The sequence below is a fragment of the Syntrophomonas wolfei subsp. methylbutyratica genome (genome assembly GCF_001570625.1).
Taxonomy (GTDB): Bacteria; Bacillota; Syntrophomonadia; order Syntrophomonadales; family Syntrophomonadaceae; genus Syntrophomonas; species Syntrophomonas methylbutyratica.
In genome coordinates this window covers 82,571-97,601 of sequence record NZ_BBQT01000003.1, presented here as the reverse complement: position 1 = coordinate 97,601, position 15,031 = coordinate 82,571, and the positions used below count along the sequence as shown (strand labels likewise).

The following is a 15,031-nucleotide window of genomic DNA, read 5'->3' as shown; positions in this document are numbered from 1 at the left end:
GAAGAAAGGACTAGGGGGGCCGAATAATTAAATAGAATCTGTCCTTCTATATTCCATAGCTGCTTCGCTTATCTCTTTTACCGTTTTATCTTTCCAAAGGTCCTTTTGCCATTTGGTATAATCAAAAGGTTCCCTTAATATAAGGGATATAAACCTTTCAGCATCAACCTTACCAAGATGCTTTATTAAAACCTTCATTCCTTCATTTCTAATAACAGTATCAGTCTTCACTAAAATCATCCTCCAGAATCCTAATAAAATCAAGCGGATTGATAATTTTTATTTGGTTAAGTATAGTTTATCATTTTATGAATATCAACAACGCTATTCTTTATCTCATTTATGCTGGGAATGAGTTAAAATATTTAAAAAGAGCACCATATGGAGTAAGAGCAAAATATCTGCCGTAGCCATAAATACCCCTACATGCTATCATTTATGCAATCTTAAGACTAAGCATTCTGAATCAAGGAACTCGCTATCTTAAACTTAATTATTGATGCACACGGGCAATCACAACTACTCAAGTTGCCAACGGAGGTGTTCTGATGGATAAGACTTTATCCCTTTCCATCTGCCAGATGAAAACAGGAAAAGATAAGGATGCGAATTTGAAAAAAGCGGAGAAAATGATTGCCGCTGCGGCCTTGGAAGGAGCGGAAATGGTGATATTACCCGAGGTTTTTAATTCACCTTACCAGGCGGAGCTTTTTCCCCGTTATGCCGAATCATTTCCCGGCCCCAGTACGGATTTTTTGGCAGCGGCGGCTCACAAGCACGGCTTATGCGTTGTGGGAGGCACCATAATCGAAAGGGATAGCCAGGGTAAAATATATAACAGCAGCTTTGTTTTTGATGAGCGGGGAGAACTCATCGGACGACATCGCAAAGCCCATCTTTTTGATATCAATATCCCGGGCCGGATTTCCTTTCATGAGTCAGACACACTTGCTGCGGGGGAGAATATTACTATTGTCCGCTACAGATCCCATCTATTCGCTTTGATGATTTGCTATGATTGCCGTTTCCCGGAATTGGCCCGGGCTGCGGCCCTGGAAGGAGCGGAGCTGCTGGTGATTCCGGCGGCTTTCAACACTACCACCGGCCCAGCCCACTGGCAACTCTTGATGCGCTGCCGGGCGGTAGACAACCAGCTATTCGTTGCTGCCGCCTCTCCGGCCCGGAACCCATCCGCCAGCTATCAGGCCTGGGGACATTCCCTGGTGGTTGACCCCTGGGGGGATATACTTCAGGAAGCCGGGAGCGGTGAAGAGATCATCCATGCCCGGCTGGACTTTTCCCGTTTGGAACAAGTGCGGCAGGAACTGCCTCTTCTCCGGCAGCGGCGAAAGGATTTGTACCGGCTGGATTATAAAGCACCAGGAAACGGGATAGTTTAACTGCTGCTCCACCACCAGGTTATTGTACCTGTAACCAACGGAGAGCCGGATCTCGGTTCCTGGCAGGATATCTTCTATGCCTAGTTCGATGGGCAGCGCAAAAAACGGGTTATTATCAAGGTTATGGGTGAATGAAAGGAATCTTAGCGATTCAGGTCTCTTCTAAGCGAACGGGCTGCTTTGAGGTAGATATGCTTTATTTCCTGCTGGCTTTTAACGGTGTTGACATGCAAGAGTACCCTTATGCACCGGGGTAAAGAATCCGGCACCTCAATTTCCTGGAAGCATAGGAGCGGCACTTTATCCCAACCTATGGCGCGTGCCGCCGCTGCCGGAAATGCGGATCTTATATCAGCGGTTACTGTAAACAAGGCGCTGGCTACCTCTTCTACCGTAAAAGCATTTTCCTTCTGCATTTGCTGCAGCAATTCCCGTGTTGCCCGCAATATCTCCTCAGGACGATCCTCGTTTACTGTAGTAGCTCCCCTTATGCCTCTCAGCTGCATAATCAAACCCTTTCCCTTAAACTCATGATACGGCCCGGTGTCCCAAGCCGATAGCCACTTCGTCCAGGTGCAACAGGCCAATTCCCAAAAAAATAGCCACACTGACATGATCTTTATGACGAGCCACCCCAATTTTACCCCCGACATTCAGGCCCAGAGCCTTGGGCATAATCTGGGCAATGGCTTCCCTGGCGGCACCCGCAACGGCTCCTTCATCAGCATGAGCATCTTTGATTACTCCCTCTCTTTTGGCTGCCACTACCGCACGTTCAACAATCTTGCCCACCGAACTTATGAATTCTCCTCCATAATCGACCGCTACGGCCTTGACCTCCCAATTCTCCAGCAGTTCTTTTTTTAAGCGGGTCTCCTCCTGCCGGGAAGCAGACAAAGCCATCTTAATAGCTGCGGTTGATACAATCTTGCTTCCTATTTCCACCGGCCATCCCACCTTTTTTTAATTTGCTAATCCACCCGGGCATAAATGATACAGCAATTTTTCCCCTTGATAAGAGGGGTAATCGAAAATCGCTTATCCTTTTAAAACTATTTTACTATGATTTTACCTATCATGGCTATGCTCTGGTTGCTGGTGAATGTTTTTCCTTTTTCGGGATAGGCCAGGTTCGGGGAGCAATCTTTAACTAGGAAGCTAAGGGGGAAATTATAATAACTGGCGTCTATTTCAACTACATCACCAGCATTTAGTTGCAGGGCAACTTCTCCATTGACAAATTTTGCCCTTTCTTCCCCATTCACCATGATTATTGCATGGGGTAAAGAAGAGAATTTCTCTACTTGCAGGGTTATTTCTGCATGGGGTGATTGCAGCGCCTGGCCATTAAGATTCAGAGAATTCTTCCGGCTGTCAGCCGGTAAATTGTTTACGGGGAATTCTATGGTTTGCCCTTCCAATCTCTCCCCCAGGCTCAAATAAAAACGCCAGGTGTCTTTAGTCATGGCCCCTTGAACCACTACTATTATCAATACGGTCAGGATAATCGCCCGTATCAGGAATTTCTCCACCTTTTCCACAAATCGTTTCAAGCTATCACTTCCGGGACATTTTTTTCTATCTTATGCCCCGGGTAATAAGATTATCCCTGCTAGCTACCAGTTATTGCGGGCATATTCAACTCCGGCCAAAAAAGCCTGACGGTTTTTTTGAATAATTTCCTTTCTTTTCCCGGAAAAAATCTGTTCAAAATGTTCCAGGGCATCTTCCACTTCCACCACCCGGGTTTTCTCCAGGTAGGCTCCCAGTAGTATCATATTGGCCCCGCGCAGGTTATCCAATTCTTCTGCCAGTTGGTTAACCGGCACTTCCAAAACAGTAAGATCATCCCGCCGGCATTTCCGGTCCACCATGCTGGAATTTACAAACAGAGTACCGTCAGGCTGAACCTTGTTTTCAAAGCGTTCCAGGGATGGTTTGTTCATAATTACCGCCATCAAGGGATTCTCCGTCAGGGGAGAGCTGATTTCCTCATTGGCTATGGTTACCAGGCAGTTAGCGGTTCCACCGCGCATTTCCGCTCCATAAGAGGGAACCCAGGTAACATTTTTCCCGGCACCCATGGCTGCATAAGCCAGGAACTTGCTCATGGATAAAACCCCCTGCCCGCCAAAACCGGCAAAGAGAATCTGTTTCTCGCTTTCCATAATTTACTCCTCCTTAACCTTGAATTCTCCCAGGGGATAATAGGGTATCATATTTTCCTCCACCCACTTCATAGCCTCCACCGGGCTAAGCCCCCAGTTGGTAGGACAGGTGGAAAGCACTTCGACCATGGAAAAACCCAGGCCCCTGGCCTGCGTCTGCAAAGCTTTTTTTATCGCCCTTTTGGTTTTAACCACATTCGGGGGATCATTGACTGCCGTCCGGCATATATAAGCGGACCCTTCGTTCTGAGCCAGAAGTTCGGCCATTTTTGCCGGGTAACCTTCCCAATCCTTGCTCCGTCCGTAGGGTGAAGTAGTGGTTACCTGCCCCAGCAGTGTAGTGGGAGCCATCTGTCCACCAGTCATGCCGTATAGGGTATTATTGACAAAAATAACGGTGATTTTTTCTCCCCGTAATGAAGCATGAACGATTTCCCCCATGCCGATTGAAGCCAGGTCACCATCCCCCTGATAGGTAAACAAATAACGGTCAGGCAAAAGCCGTTTCATAGCTGTAGCAATAGCCGGCGCTCTCCCATGGGCTGCCTCCAGCATATCACAATTGAAATATTCATAGGCCAGAACCGAACAACCAACCGGGCAAATCCCAATGGTTTGTTCTCTTATTTTCAACTCATCCAGGCATTCAGCGATTAAACGATGAATAATACCATGGGAGCATCCCGGACAATAATGAAACTTGGCATCGGTCAGGCTTTCCGGTTTTTTAAAAACGGTTTTCACAACAATCCCTCCCTTTCCGCAATAAACAGCAGCTGCCGGGTAATCTCTTCCGGATTGGGAGTGAACCCTATGCGCCCGTAAAACTCAACCGGGATTTTCCCCCCCGCCGCCAGGCGGATATCTTCTACCATCTGTCCCATATTAATCTCCACCGACAAAATAGTCCGCGCTGTCCTGGAAACAGCCTGTATATGCTCATCCGGGAAAGGCCAGAGCGTTACCGGTCTGATCAAGCCTGCCTTGACTCCCTTCTTTCTGGCTTCCATTACCGATTTCTTAATTATCCGTGCTAAAAGCCCAAAAGCTACAACCACTATTTCCGCATCATCCAATAAAAAAGACTCGGCTCTCTTTTCATTCTTGCTTATCATTTTATATTTTTCCGTCAGATGGCGATTTCTTCCTTCCAATTCCTCCTGGGACAGGTGCAAGGTATTGATTACATTGGGCTTTCTCCCCACACAACCGGTAGTGGCCCAGGGTTTATCCAAAAATTCCGTGACCGCTTCCCGTACAATAACCGGTTCCATAAGGTTGCCCAGGGTTCCTTCCGCCATTATCATCACCGGAGTACGATACTTGTCCGCCAACTCAAAGGCCAAAATAGCCAGATCCATCATTTCCTGGGAGCTGGATGGGGCCAGAACAATTATACGATAATCTCCATGCCCTCCGCCGCGAGTGGCCTGGAAATAATCCGCCTGGGAAGGTTGTATACCACCCAGGCCCGGGCCTCCCCGGGAAACATTTACAATTAAACAAGGTAGTTCAGCTTCTGAGATAAAGGAAATGCCCTCTTGTTTCAAGCTGATTCCCGGACCCGATGAAGCCGTCATAACCCGGGTGCCGGTTGATGAACCGCCATAAATCATGTTAATGGCCGCCAGTTCACTCTCAGCCTGAATAAAAGCTCCTCCAATTTTAGGCAGTTTCCTGGCCATATACTCCGCAATTTCACTGGAGGGGGTGATGGGATAACCAAAAAATCCACGGCAACCGGCAATTAATGCCCCTTCGGCCAGTGCTTCATTTCCTTTCATCAAGACCTTTTTCATACCATCACTCCCTTTCTACCTGAATGACGAGATCCGGGCACATTAAGCCGCAAATCCCACAACCGGTGCATTCATCCGGCTGCAAAAGCATTACCGGATGAAAACCCAAAACATTGATGGTATGATCGTCAAAAACCAGTATATTTTTGGGGCAAAACTCTACACAAAGCCCACAGGCTTTACAGCGTTCAGCCAAAAAAATAACTCTGCCCCTGGCCATACTACATTCCTCCCCCTACGTGTCCTGCAACCAGGTAGGCCGCAAATGCAATGTCAATTTTTTAAGAATACTGCCATAACGGGGAAGAAGTTGATCCCAGAACCTTTCCTCAACGCAAAGGAATTTTACCGGTAGTTGCAGAAAATCCGCAAATTCCTGCACCTGCCTGTGCCCCTCAATAATCGTTTTCAGATTAGTCTCTTCCACTAGATTGGGATTGCTAATTATTCCGGTGATTCTTACCCGGGCAGCAAGCTCAATCAGCTGTTTCACTTTGCTTACTCCGGCCAGCTCAGAGGAAAAAGGGCGGTAGGGGTTCAGGACCAAAAAAACTTCCATCTCCTCCCACCTTTTTATAAAGCGGCTCAGGTATCCCATAACCAGAGAGCCGACTTCATCCCCTCCAAGATCAATAAACAAGTAATTTTCCTGTTGAATAAGGGCAATAATCTCTGCGGGAATACTGGGCACATCCCCGAAGGACAAGTCTCCGCCTGGACCAAAAAGTTTAACTCCCGCTCTTTCTAAAACTTGTCCCACTTCCCTGGAGGCAAAAAACGGATTCACCATGTCCAGGTCAGCCAGTACTACCCCCGCAGCTCTTTTTGCTTCCTCTAAAGCGAAATTAATCGCTAATTCACTTTTACCGCTGCCGAGCCCACCTGCGAATACAGCAATCTTACCCAAGAACTTTCCCCTTAAACCGAATTCTTATTGGGTAATAATAATACAGGATACCCGTAAAATCAAGCATAAAGTGTTATTTCCAGGTTTTTGTTTTATTTTTTAATTATAAATGATTATTTTAGAAATAGTTTTTAGAATTGAAAAGGCGATGTAGTAAAGCAAGCAGATAATAAGGGGGCGGGTAATATATAGGCCAGCCACTTACAGTAATAGCTCGATTTCCTGATACTATTAAAAACTCTGCTGGTCGGCAAAGACATCCACCAGCTCGGATATGGTTTTTTCTACCTCGATTTCATCAAAATCCAAAAGTTTTAATGCTTCATCCGATAGAGGATAGAGCATCCCATCAATTCCGATTCCTATACCCATACTGACGCAGATAGCATCAGCCAGGTGAACAATAGAAGTAAGCCGCTGGTTTAATAACGCATCCTGGGGGCTGTGGTGCAAAGCAATACTTTCCACCAACTCTGGGGGAAGATTCCATTTTTCAGCAACGCGGGCTCCAACCTGGGCATGATTAAATCCAAAAACCTCATTTTCCGCTTCCATAAAGGAGATGTTGTTTTCGTCCACCCGGGCCACCACCTCATGATAGGCTTCTTTCATGTGATCATTTAGGATTACCTTGCCAATATCATGCAAAAGAGCTGCCGTATAAGCCAGGTCAAGGCTGCCAAACTTGCATTTTCTGGCTATCATGCGGGCAGCAATGGCTGAACACTGCGAATGCCGCCATAATTCACCATGCTCCAGAGCATAACCCTCTATTTCCCGGTCAAGAATATTACTTACGGAAACTGCCAAAACTATACTGCGGATGGTTTTAAAACCCAGAAATACAATAGCATCAGTAACCGTGGAAATCCTACGGGGAAAACCAAAAAAAGCGGAATTAGCCAGCCTTAAAACCCGTGCTGTCATAGCCTGATCCTGATTTAACACATTACTTATATCCTGAACAGTTGAATCGGGATCCTCAGAAAGCTGCATTATTTTAACTACAATATGAGGCAAGGCCGGTAGTTCATTAACGGCTTCCACTATCGAATCCAAAGTAATCTTATTCAAACTGTCAGCCTCCCTCTCGCTTACTTCCAATTGTCCAATCTTTTTTCAATGTAATCCCGGTAATCTATAAGCTCTTCGGAAATCCTCAATAATAACTTTTCTATTTCCGATCGGGAAAGGGTTATTTCCTCCGGTTCAATCAATTCAACTGTCCTGAATTCTTCTTTCATGGTGAATCTAATGGCATCTTCCATGGAACTGGCAGTAAAGGTGATAAATACTGGAGCAAAACAGATCTGTTTACCGGTGATTTCATCATATATGGAATACACATCCTGGCTCATGTCAATATCATCAATATGTATTCCCTGTACAGGAATATTGCGAATAAGTGAGGCTTTATGCTGTCGCAATTCTTCCGCTAACTGTTCCGGGTTTTTACTTCCCCACAACAAGCGACCGGATTTACTTTTCCCCATAAAATCAAAACGGACTCGCATCTGCAGTTTGGTCAATTCTGCTCCCCCATTCGTATTAGCTGCTTATCAAAGTAATTTTCTATTGAAATAAAACTTCCGCCAAAAACAAGGCAATGGCGGCCACCAGGCCTTCTCCATAATTTACAGCAAAATCAAAAACCGGCTTTAAACCCAGCTGCTCAAGAACTGGCCCGTGGCCAGGTTCCCCGGTAGTACTGGGAGCAATCAAAAAAGAGGGCACTCCACTATCTATCCGACTGGCCAAAAGTGCGGCCACTGCGGTAACATAACCATCCAACATTATGATCTTCTTGTTTTTTACCGCAGCTAAAATAAAACCGGTTAATGCCGCCAATTCCAGACCCCCAAAACGAGCCAGCAAGTCAATAACATCATTGGGGTCAAGAGAACGCAAGTTTATCGCTTTAGAAAGAATATCGATTTTTTTATTTATTACTTTATCACTGGCAGAACCGCTGCCTACCAGGTATTCCAATTCTAATCCCGTAATTATAGCCGCTAATCCTGCAGCACAAAGGGTATTGCCTATACCAATTTCACCTACCCCTATTATATCAAATTTTTCCGCTGCAACATCCTCCCAGGCAGATAGTCCTACTTCAATGCCTTTTTCCACCTGAGCTTTTTCCAAAGCATCATTATAGAGGAAATTATTACTACCTCGGGCTATATTCCGCTGCAATATTTTATCGTCATTTACTTTATGGCACAAACCCACATCCACCATTATTTCTTGCTTTCTTAAGCGATTTAGCAAGGCCGCAGTAGGGCTTTCACCTTTAAGGTGGCTTATGACAATATCCCGAGAAGTAAGCGGGGGATAGGAACTGAAATTCTCCAGGCTTACGCCATTGTCTCCAGCAAAAATCAATACTGCATAGTCATTAATCCCTTGCGGCAATGATTGTTCAATCTTATTATTTAAAACAGCAAACTTTCCCAAGTGCAATGAATTCATGGCTTATTTCCCTGACTGCCTGGCCAGCATTATCAGTCTCTCTACTTCCGAAGCAGTTAAAAAGCGAAAATGACCCTGGGGCACTCCTTCCAGAGTTAAGAAAGCCAGGGCTGTCCTTTTTAGTTTTATTACCCGGTGTCCAACTGCCAGACACATTCTTTTAATCTGCCTCTTCTTCCCTTCATGAATTTCTAATTCCAGCAAACTTTGTCCTTTCTTGCTGCTTAGCAACCTTACCCTCGAGGGAGCGGTAATACCATCCTCCAAAGCCACCCCTTGTTCCAATTGCCTTATAGTATCGGGCTTAACTAAACCCTGTACCCATGCTTCATATTTTTTGGGAATTAAATAACGGGGATGGGTCATCAGGTTGCTGAATTCACCATCGTTGCTTAGCAGCAGCAAGCCTTCAGTATCATAATCCAACCTGCCCACGGGAAATACCCGGGTATTTACAGCGCTAAGCAAATCAATAACCCGGGGCCTTCCCTGCGGATCAGCAAGGCTGGATATATAACCGGCAGGCTTATGCAATAATAGGTATATCTTATCCGTCTGCTCAATAATCTTTCCCGCAAATTCAACCCGGTCACCAGGTTTGACAGTAAAAGCCGGTTCACTTATGGTTTTACCGTTTACTTTAACCTTGCCCTGTGTAATTAACTTTTCCGCCTGCCTGCGGGAGGATATCCCAGATTCAGCCAGGTATTTGGCCAATCTCAATCTATTCTTCTCCTTTGGGAAAATCATATTTGGCTCTATATTCTACGAACTTTGTGCTTAATCCTTTCAATTTTCCGATAATTACTTAATGTGTTAAGGATATGGTTCTTTTGACAAGCTTTTCTAACCGGAGAGTAACCATGGCCGACAGGTCCCCTGCATCGTTAATATAAAGGATAAAGGCGTCCCCAATGGACGCCTTTATCCTTAATTAAGTCTACTGTTTCTCCTGTTTTTTCTTCTTCCGTACCGGTGCGCCAATCATTTCATCTTTTTGGGCCTGAAAGCGCTCAATCCCATCCGGATAAATACTTTCGTCTTTCCTGCTTTCTTTCTTATTTTTAGCCACAACCATGCCTCCTTTAGCTTACTAATTATTTTGTGCAGCTTGTTTTAGTTTTTCCCAGCAAGACAGATTTAACAAAAAAAGAATTGGAAACGCTCTTTTTTCTAGCATCAGTATTTCTTAATTTAAGTCTTCACTTTGATTTCCTCAGCATGGAAGAAGTTTAAACGGTAAAAATATTAGTGATTATCTGTTATTATATTTGAATGGGGCAGATCAGCAGATAATTGTTTTTTAGACAACTTGGAGGATGAGCGAGATGCAAAAAAAAGTAATAGATGAAGCCAAAATTGAAGAAGCTGTTCACATGATACTGGAAGCAATTGGGGAAGACCCGGAACGGGAAGGCTTGCAAAACACCCCGAAAAGGGTAGCTCGCATGTATAGCGAGATATTTGCCGGTATGAATTCTAACCCCAGGGAATTCCTAAAGGTTTCCTTTACGGAATTTCATGATGAACTGGTATTGGTAAAGGATATTCCCTTGTATTCGATGTGTGAACACCACTTGCTTCCCTTTTACGGCAAAGCTCATGTAGCCTACATCCCCCGCGGCGGTAAAGTGGTGGGAATAAGCAAGTTGACCAGGGTGGCAGAAGCCTATGCCCTGCGCCCCCAGTTGCAGGAAAGACTCACTTCCCAAATAGCCGACTGTATAAATGAAAGCTTAAAGCCTTTCGGGGTGGCAGTAGTAATCGAAGCGGAACACATGTGCATGACCATGAGAGGTGTGCGCAAGCCGGGAGCCTCAACTGTAACCTCTGCCGTCCGTGGAATTTTTGAGACCAGGCCTGAAACCCGGGCTGAAGTCTTCTCTCTTATTAACCAGAAAAGCTAAATGACACCAGGGACTTCTCCCCGGTGTCATTTGCTCATTCTTGCTTTGACTCTACTGCAAAAACCCTTTTTGTTGCATAAAGGTTGCATAAATATACCAAGCCTGAGTCGGAACGACACGGGGGTCGTTCCCTACACACCCTTCGGTCGCTTTTAATGTAGCTGAGCGGTATATTTATGCACGCTAATGCATATTTATAACTTTTTGCAATAACATCTGCTTTGCATCTTGAATTAAAATAAGCCAACTATCTCCCCGTCAGGCTTTATATCAATATTCTCCGCTGCCGGTACTTTGCCGAGACCCGGCATGGTCATAATATCTCCCGCCAGGGCAACCACGAATCCTGCCCCCGCCGATAACTTGACTTGTCTTATATTTACCTCAAAACCCGTGGGTCTTCCCAGTAGTTGGGCATTATCGGAAAGAGAATATTGGGTTTTGGCTATGCAGACCGGCAGGTCCCCAAAACCTGATTCTTCATATTTTTGCAGCATCCGATTGGCTTCCGCCGAGTATTTTACACTGCCGGCACCATAAATCTCCCGGCATATAGTATCTATTTTGTTCTTAAGGGGCTGGTTTAAGTCATAAAGGAACTTGAATTGACTCCCCTGCTCCGTAGCCAACACCAATTTTTCGGCCAGGTCAATGCCGCCTTCTCCTCCCTGAGCCCACACCCGGGAAATTGACACTGCGGTTTGCATAGCCGCACACTGTGAGAATACATAGTCAATTTCTTTACTGGTATCGCTGGGAAATTCGTTTAGAGCCACAACTGCAGGAACACCAAATTTTTGGATGTTCTCCAGGTGTTTTTTCAAGTTCTCCATACCCTGGGCCAGTGCTTCCAAGTTTTCTTCGCCCAGTTTGTCTTTTTTTACTCCCCCATGATGTTTTAAGGCTCTAATACTGGCAACCAGTACCACAGCATCAGGTACCAGCTGGCCATAACGGCAGACAATATTAAAGAATTTTTCAGCTCCCAGGTCAGCACCGAAGCCGGCCTCAGTCACCATATAATCAGCCAGCTTAACCCCCAGGCGGGTAGCCACTATACTGTTGGCTCCATGGGCGATATTGGCAAAAGGCCCCCCATGAATAAAAGCCGGGGTGTTTTCCAGGGTTTGCACCAGGTTAGGCTTGATAGCGTCTTTCATTAAAAGAGCCATGGAACCTGCTGCCTTCAGATCGCCAGCCGTGATAGCTTGCCCCTGCTGACTATAGGCCACAACAATTTTGGCAAAGCGTTCTTTCAAATCCATTAGATCGGTAGCCAGGCAGAGGGCAGCCATTACCTCGGAAGCCACCGAGATGTCAAAACCTGATTCCCGTGGAACTCCGTTGATTCTTCCTCCCAGGCCCAGTACAACATTTCTGAGAACCCTTTCATTTAAATCCATTACCCGGCGCCAGACTATTTGACGAGAATCAATATCCAATTCATTACCCTGGTGCAAGTGGTTGTCCATCAGGGCTGCCAGCAGGTTGTGGGCTGTAGTCACGGCATGGATATCCCCCGTAAAGTGAAGATTGATATCTTCCATGGGTACCACCTGGGCATAACCACCCCCGGTAGCACCGCCCTTGATTCCGAAAACAGGACCTAAAGAAGGCTCGCGCAGGGCTACAATAGCTTTCTTCCCAATTTTATTAAGAGCCTGTCCCAAGCCAATAGTAGTTGTTGTCTTGCCTTCCCCTGCCGGGGTGGGGCTGATAGCGGTAACCAGCACCAGTTTCCCCTGTGGCTTGTCTTCTATTCTCTTCATGATATCCAGAGAAATTTTGGCCTTATAGGGCCCGTAAAGTTCCAGTTCGTTTGGCTCGATACCAATCCTGGCAGCAATCTCCGTAATAGGCTGCATTTTTGCGCTTTGGGCTATTTCCACATCAGTTTTCATCAAATACTTCCCCCATTACCATATTTTTTGATTAATCTTGCCAAAAACAATTTTATAGTATTTTTTCGCTCAGGGCAAATATGCTTTAAGGATTATGATTGAAGACTTGAATTTTTTTAAAATTAGCGGAAGAGCAGGTTGCATATATACACCGAAGCTAGAAAACCGCTTATATCAGCGGTTAGACCGGTCAGGAGAGCATAGCGGTATTTCTTAATCCCTACCGAACCGAAGTATACCGTTAAAACAAAGAAAGTGGTATCGGTAGTTCCCTGCATAACCGAAGCCAGTCGTCCAATATGGGAATCCGGACCATATATTTTCATTAGTTCCGTAGACATTCCCAGAACAGCACTGCCGGAAAGGGGACGCATTACGGCCAAAGGAAGGATTTCAGAAGGAGCGCCAATGAGGGCTGTCAAAGGGGCAACGGCCCGGCTGAGATAGTCCATAGCTCCGGAAGCGCGAAAAACAGAAATAGCCACCATCATTCCCACCAAAAAAGGTATGATTTTAACTGCCGTATAAAAGCCCTGTTCCGCACCTTCTACAAAGCTCTCATAAACGGGAACTTTTTTAAGCATGCCGTAAAGGGGCACGGCTAAAAGAAGAAAAGGGATGGCCCATTGGGATATCAGGGTGAGAATGCTTAAAAGCACTTAGCCTTTACCCCCCCAGGGACTGCGCGTACGGAACCAATAATCCAGGCTAACGGCCATAAGCATGGCAATACTGGTAGCAAAAATACAAGCCCCCACTATTTCTGTAGGATTGGTCGATCCCAAAGATACCCTGACTCCGATAATTGTGGCCGGAATAAGGGTTATACATGAAGTGTTTAAAGCCAAAAAAGTGCACATAGCCGTGGAGGCTTCCGAAGAATCAGTATTAAGCTTTTGCATTTCCTGCATAGCCCGCATACCAAAAGGAGTAGCAGCATTGCCCAGACCCAAAATATTAGCGCTCAAATTCAGTATTATAGCCCCCAAAGCCGGGTGTTCCGGAGGAATGCCGGGAAATAAACGCAACATCAAAGGTTTCATTAAGCGGGCCAGGGCCTGTATCAATCCTCCCTTTTCAGCTATCTTCATAATGCCTAACCACAGAGCCATTATACCCACCAGGTCGATACATATTTTGACCGCCCCCTGGGCCGCAGAAATAGCAGCTTCGCTTACCACTTCTATATTACCGTTAAGAGCAGCCACTATGATTCCTGAAGCCAGCAAGAGAAACCAAACAATATTCAGCAAATCTACCATCCCCTCAAACACTGCTGGTCTTTTTGAAGAGTATGATTTTGCTGAATAAATTAGAACTTGCCCTTACTGTCCCCAGGGCAATTGCTAAAACTGATTAAATCTCGGAAAATTTATTCTTTTTCTTAAACAATCCTTCCATTTTATCTATAATCTGAGGAGCCAGGTCTATAACCCGTTCCGCCAGGTGATTGCCGGTAACCGATAAGAGCCGTACATCATTCATTCTTACAACCAAAAAGCCCATGGGCCGCACTGATACACCCGCACCACTGCCACCAGCGAAAGGCAATTCCGTATTTTTTGATGTAGCGGTTAATTCGTATTCGCCTCCACCTGCGGCAAAACCACAGGCAACCTGGGAGATGGGAATGATGACCGTACCATCATTGGTCTCTACCGGATCTCCAACCACCGTGTTTACATCCACCATATCCTTGATACTCTGCATGGCTGTCTGCATAAGGCTTTCAATAGGGTGGTTCTGCTTTTTGTCCTGTAATTCCATGCTTATACCCCCATCATTGATTTAAGAAATGCCAAGACTCTGCGCCCTTTAAAAGAAGCTCTTTTTCTTTTTGCTCTATCATTCTTAATGAAACTATGCAGCAGCAGTCTGACAACTATAATCATAATATGTACTGTTCGCATCTTTACTATGCAGTCCAGGTGACTGGCAAGCTTTATTTCCGAAAAATCCGGCTGCACTTCAATTTTCATTTCCTCCAAACGACTGCGCGCGCTGATAAAGCCAATAAAACTTCCTTTTATGGCCCATAAGCCACCGGTACAAATAGCAGTATCCATAGCATTTTCCAATCCAATGATAGTTTTCCATTCCAGTTTTTCAATCTGGAGTTTTTTATGGCCGGCTAGAACTACATCAAATATACCGATGCGAGAGAAATATCCTGATTCATCATATTGTTGCAGGTCAGAAATAAAGAGAGCAGCTTTTTTACAGATATCTTCCACAGAGGGCTTAAGCTGGCTATCAAAGCGGTAGTGAAGGCTTGGGCGAAAGGGCCGGAAAAGAGGTTTTAATTGAATTAGCAGTTTTTTGCTTTTATCATTGCTTTTGTTTTCAGCAGGTAGCAATTCAATAATTATTTCCACCTTTAAATATATAAATAAAATCAAGGCCAGTCCCAGAGCAAATAAAAACAAACAGATGTACAAGGCCAGCATTTCTTCAAGTCTCCTGTTTTTCCATATTAT

Annotated in this window: 21 protein-coding genes; 2 read left to right on the top strand and 19 right to left on the bottom strand. The window is 45.3% G+C overall.

What is annotated here, in order from left to right; genetic code table 11:
- Window positions 1–27: 27 nt before the first annotated feature.
- Window positions 28–240, bottom strand: coding sequence for a hypothetical protein (locus AWB54_RS03650; RefSeq protein ID WP_174520055.1), 213 nt, complete (start codon window positions 238–240; stop codon window positions 28–30).
- Window positions 241–548: 308 nt separating this feature from the next.
- Here AWB54_RS03650 and AWB54_RS03645 point away from each other — a divergent pair, with 308 nt between their 5' ends.
- A complete protein-coding gene (locus AWB54_RS03645; protein ID WP_061213262.1) occupies window positions 549–1,400 on the top strand; it encodes a carbon-nitrogen hydrolase family protein in 852 nt (283 codons plus the stop codon).
- Between the two features lie 143 nt (window positions 1,401–1,543).
- Here the strand turns inward: AWB54_RS03645 and aroH are convergent, their stop codons facing one another.
- The 13 genes from aroH to AWB54_RS16480 all read right to left on the bottom strand — a co-directional run bounded on the left by aroH (window position 1,544) and on the right by AWB54_RS16480 (window position 9,818).
- A complete protein-coding gene (gene aroH / locus AWB54_RS03640) occupies window positions 1,544–1,906 on the bottom strand; it encodes a chorismate mutase (RefSeq protein ID WP_061213261.1) in 363 nt (120 codons plus the stop codon).
- A gap of 22 nt (window positions 1,907–1,928) precedes the next feature.
- Window positions 1,929–2,345 (bottom strand): HutP family protein, encoded by a 417-nt coding sequence (locus AWB54_RS03635; RefSeq protein ID WP_153014647.1) that lies wholly within the window; start codon window positions 2,343–2,345, stop codon window positions 1,929–1,931.
- A gap of 107 nt (window positions 2,346–2,452) precedes the next feature.
- Window positions 2,453–2,953, bottom strand: coding sequence for a hypothetical protein (locus AWB54_RS03630; RefSeq protein ID WP_061213259.1), 501 nt, complete (start codon window positions 2,951–2,953; stop codon window positions 2,453–2,455).
- A 63-nt stretch (window positions 2,954–3,016) separates the two neighbouring features.
- A complete protein-coding gene (locus AWB54_RS03625) occupies window positions 3,017–3,568 on the bottom strand; it encodes a 2-oxoacid:acceptor oxidoreductase family protein (protein ID WP_061213258.1) in 552 nt (183 codons plus the stop codon).
- Between the two features lie 3 nt (window positions 3,569–3,571).
- Window positions 3,572–4,312: a thiamine pyrophosphate-dependent enzyme gene (locus AWB54_RS03620; RefSeq protein WP_082735992.1), complete on the bottom strand. Its 741-nt coding sequence runs from the start codon at window positions 4,310–4,312 to the stop codon at window positions 3,572–3,574.
- Entirely contained in the window at window positions 4,309–5,367 is a 1,059-nt protein-coding gene (locus tag AWB54_RS03615) for a 3-methyl-2-oxobutanoate dehydrogenase subunit VorB (RefSeq protein WP_061213256.1), read from the bottom strand. Before AWB54_RS03615 ends, AWB54_RS03620 begins: the two co-directional genes overlap by 4 nt.
- Window positions 5,368–5,371: 4 nt before the next feature.
- Entirely contained in the window at window positions 5,372–5,587 is a 216-nt protein-coding gene (locus tag AWB54_RS03610) for a 4Fe-4S binding protein (RefSeq protein ID WP_061213255.1), read from the bottom strand.
- A 15-nt stretch (window positions 5,588–5,602) separates the two neighbouring features.
- Complete coding sequence (locus AWB54_RS03605; protein ID WP_061213254.1) at window positions 5,603–6,274, bottom strand: hypothetical protein; 672 nt, start codon at window positions 6,272–6,274, stop codon at window positions 5,603–5,605.
- 231 nt (window positions 6,275–6,505) lie between these two features.
- A complete protein-coding gene (locus AWB54_RS03600) occupies window positions 6,506–7,348 on the bottom strand; it encodes an HDOD domain-containing protein (RefSeq protein ID WP_061213253.1) in 843 nt (280 codons plus the stop codon).
- 20 nt (window positions 7,349–7,368) lie between these two features.
- Window positions 7,369–7,803 carry a hypothetical protein gene (locus AWB54_RS03595; protein ID WP_061213252.1) on the bottom strand — a complete coding sequence of 145 codons (435 nt, stop codon included), beginning with the start codon at window positions 7,801–7,803 and terminating at the stop codon, window positions 7,369–7,371.
- A gap of 43 nt (window positions 7,804–7,846) precedes the next feature.
- On the bottom strand, window positions 7,847–8,746 hold the full coding sequence (locus AWB54_RS03590; protein ID WP_061213251.1) for a nicotinate-nucleotide--dimethylbenzimidazole phosphoribosyltransferase: 900 nt from the start codon (window positions 8,744–8,746) through the stop codon (window positions 7,847–7,849).
- Window positions 8,747–8,749: 3 nt separating this feature from the next.
- Complete coding sequence (locus tag AWB54_RS03585) at window positions 8,750–9,469, bottom strand: pseudouridine synthase (RefSeq protein WP_304650839.1); 720 nt, start codon at window positions 9,467–9,469, stop codon at window positions 8,750–8,752.
- Between the two features lie 217 nt (window positions 9,470–9,686).
- Window positions 9,687–9,818 (bottom strand): hypothetical protein, encoded by a 132-nt coding sequence (locus AWB54_RS16480; RefSeq protein ID WP_268873631.1) that lies wholly within the window; start codon window positions 9,816–9,818, stop codon window positions 9,687–9,689.
- A gap of 256 nt (window positions 9,819–10,074) precedes the next feature.
- Between AWB54_RS16480 and folE the strand changes: the two genes are divergently transcribed.
- A complete protein-coding gene (gene folE / locus AWB54_RS03580) occupies window positions 10,075–10,653 on the top strand; it encodes a GTP cyclohydrolase I FolE (RefSeq protein ID WP_061213249.1) in 579 nt (192 codons plus the stop codon).
- 233 nt (window positions 10,654–10,886) lie between these two features.
- Here the strand turns inward: folE and AWB54_RS03575 are convergent, their stop codons facing one another.
- The 5 genes from AWB54_RS03575 to AWB54_RS03555 all read right to left on the bottom strand — a co-directional run bounded on the left by AWB54_RS03575 (window position 10,887) and on the right by AWB54_RS03555 (window position 15,001).
- Window positions 10,887–12,554: a formate--tetrahydrofolate ligase gene (locus AWB54_RS03575; RefSeq protein ID WP_061213248.1), complete on the bottom strand. Its 1,668-nt coding sequence runs from the start codon at window positions 12,552–12,554 to the stop codon at window positions 10,887–10,889.
- A gap of 122 nt (window positions 12,555–12,676) precedes the next feature.
- On the bottom strand, window positions 12,677–13,213 hold the full coding sequence (locus AWB54_RS03570; RefSeq protein WP_061213247.1) for a spore maturation protein: 537 nt from the start codon (window positions 13,211–13,213) through the stop codon (window positions 12,677–12,679).
- The gene (locus tag AWB54_RS03565; protein ID WP_061213246.1) at window positions 13,214–13,807 is read right to left on the bottom strand and encodes a nucleoside recognition domain-containing protein; all 594 of its coding nucleotides are present in this window, start codon (window positions 13,805–13,807) and stop codon (window positions 13,214–13,216) included.
- Window positions 13,808–13,910: 103 nt separating this feature from the next.
- Window positions 13,911–14,321 carry a GerW family sporulation protein gene (gene ytfJ / locus AWB54_RS03560; RefSeq protein WP_011640820.1) on the bottom strand — a complete coding sequence of 137 codons (411 nt, stop codon included), beginning with the start codon at window positions 14,319–14,321 and terminating at the stop codon, window positions 13,911–13,913.
- Between the two features lie 2 nt (window positions 14,322–14,323).
- Window positions 14,324–15,001, bottom strand: a complete 678-nt coding sequence (locus AWB54_RS03555; RefSeq protein WP_061213245.1) for a DUF2953 domain-containing protein — start codon at window positions 14,999–15,001, stop codon at window positions 14,324–14,326.
- Window positions 15,002–15,031: the final 30 nt, after the last annotated feature.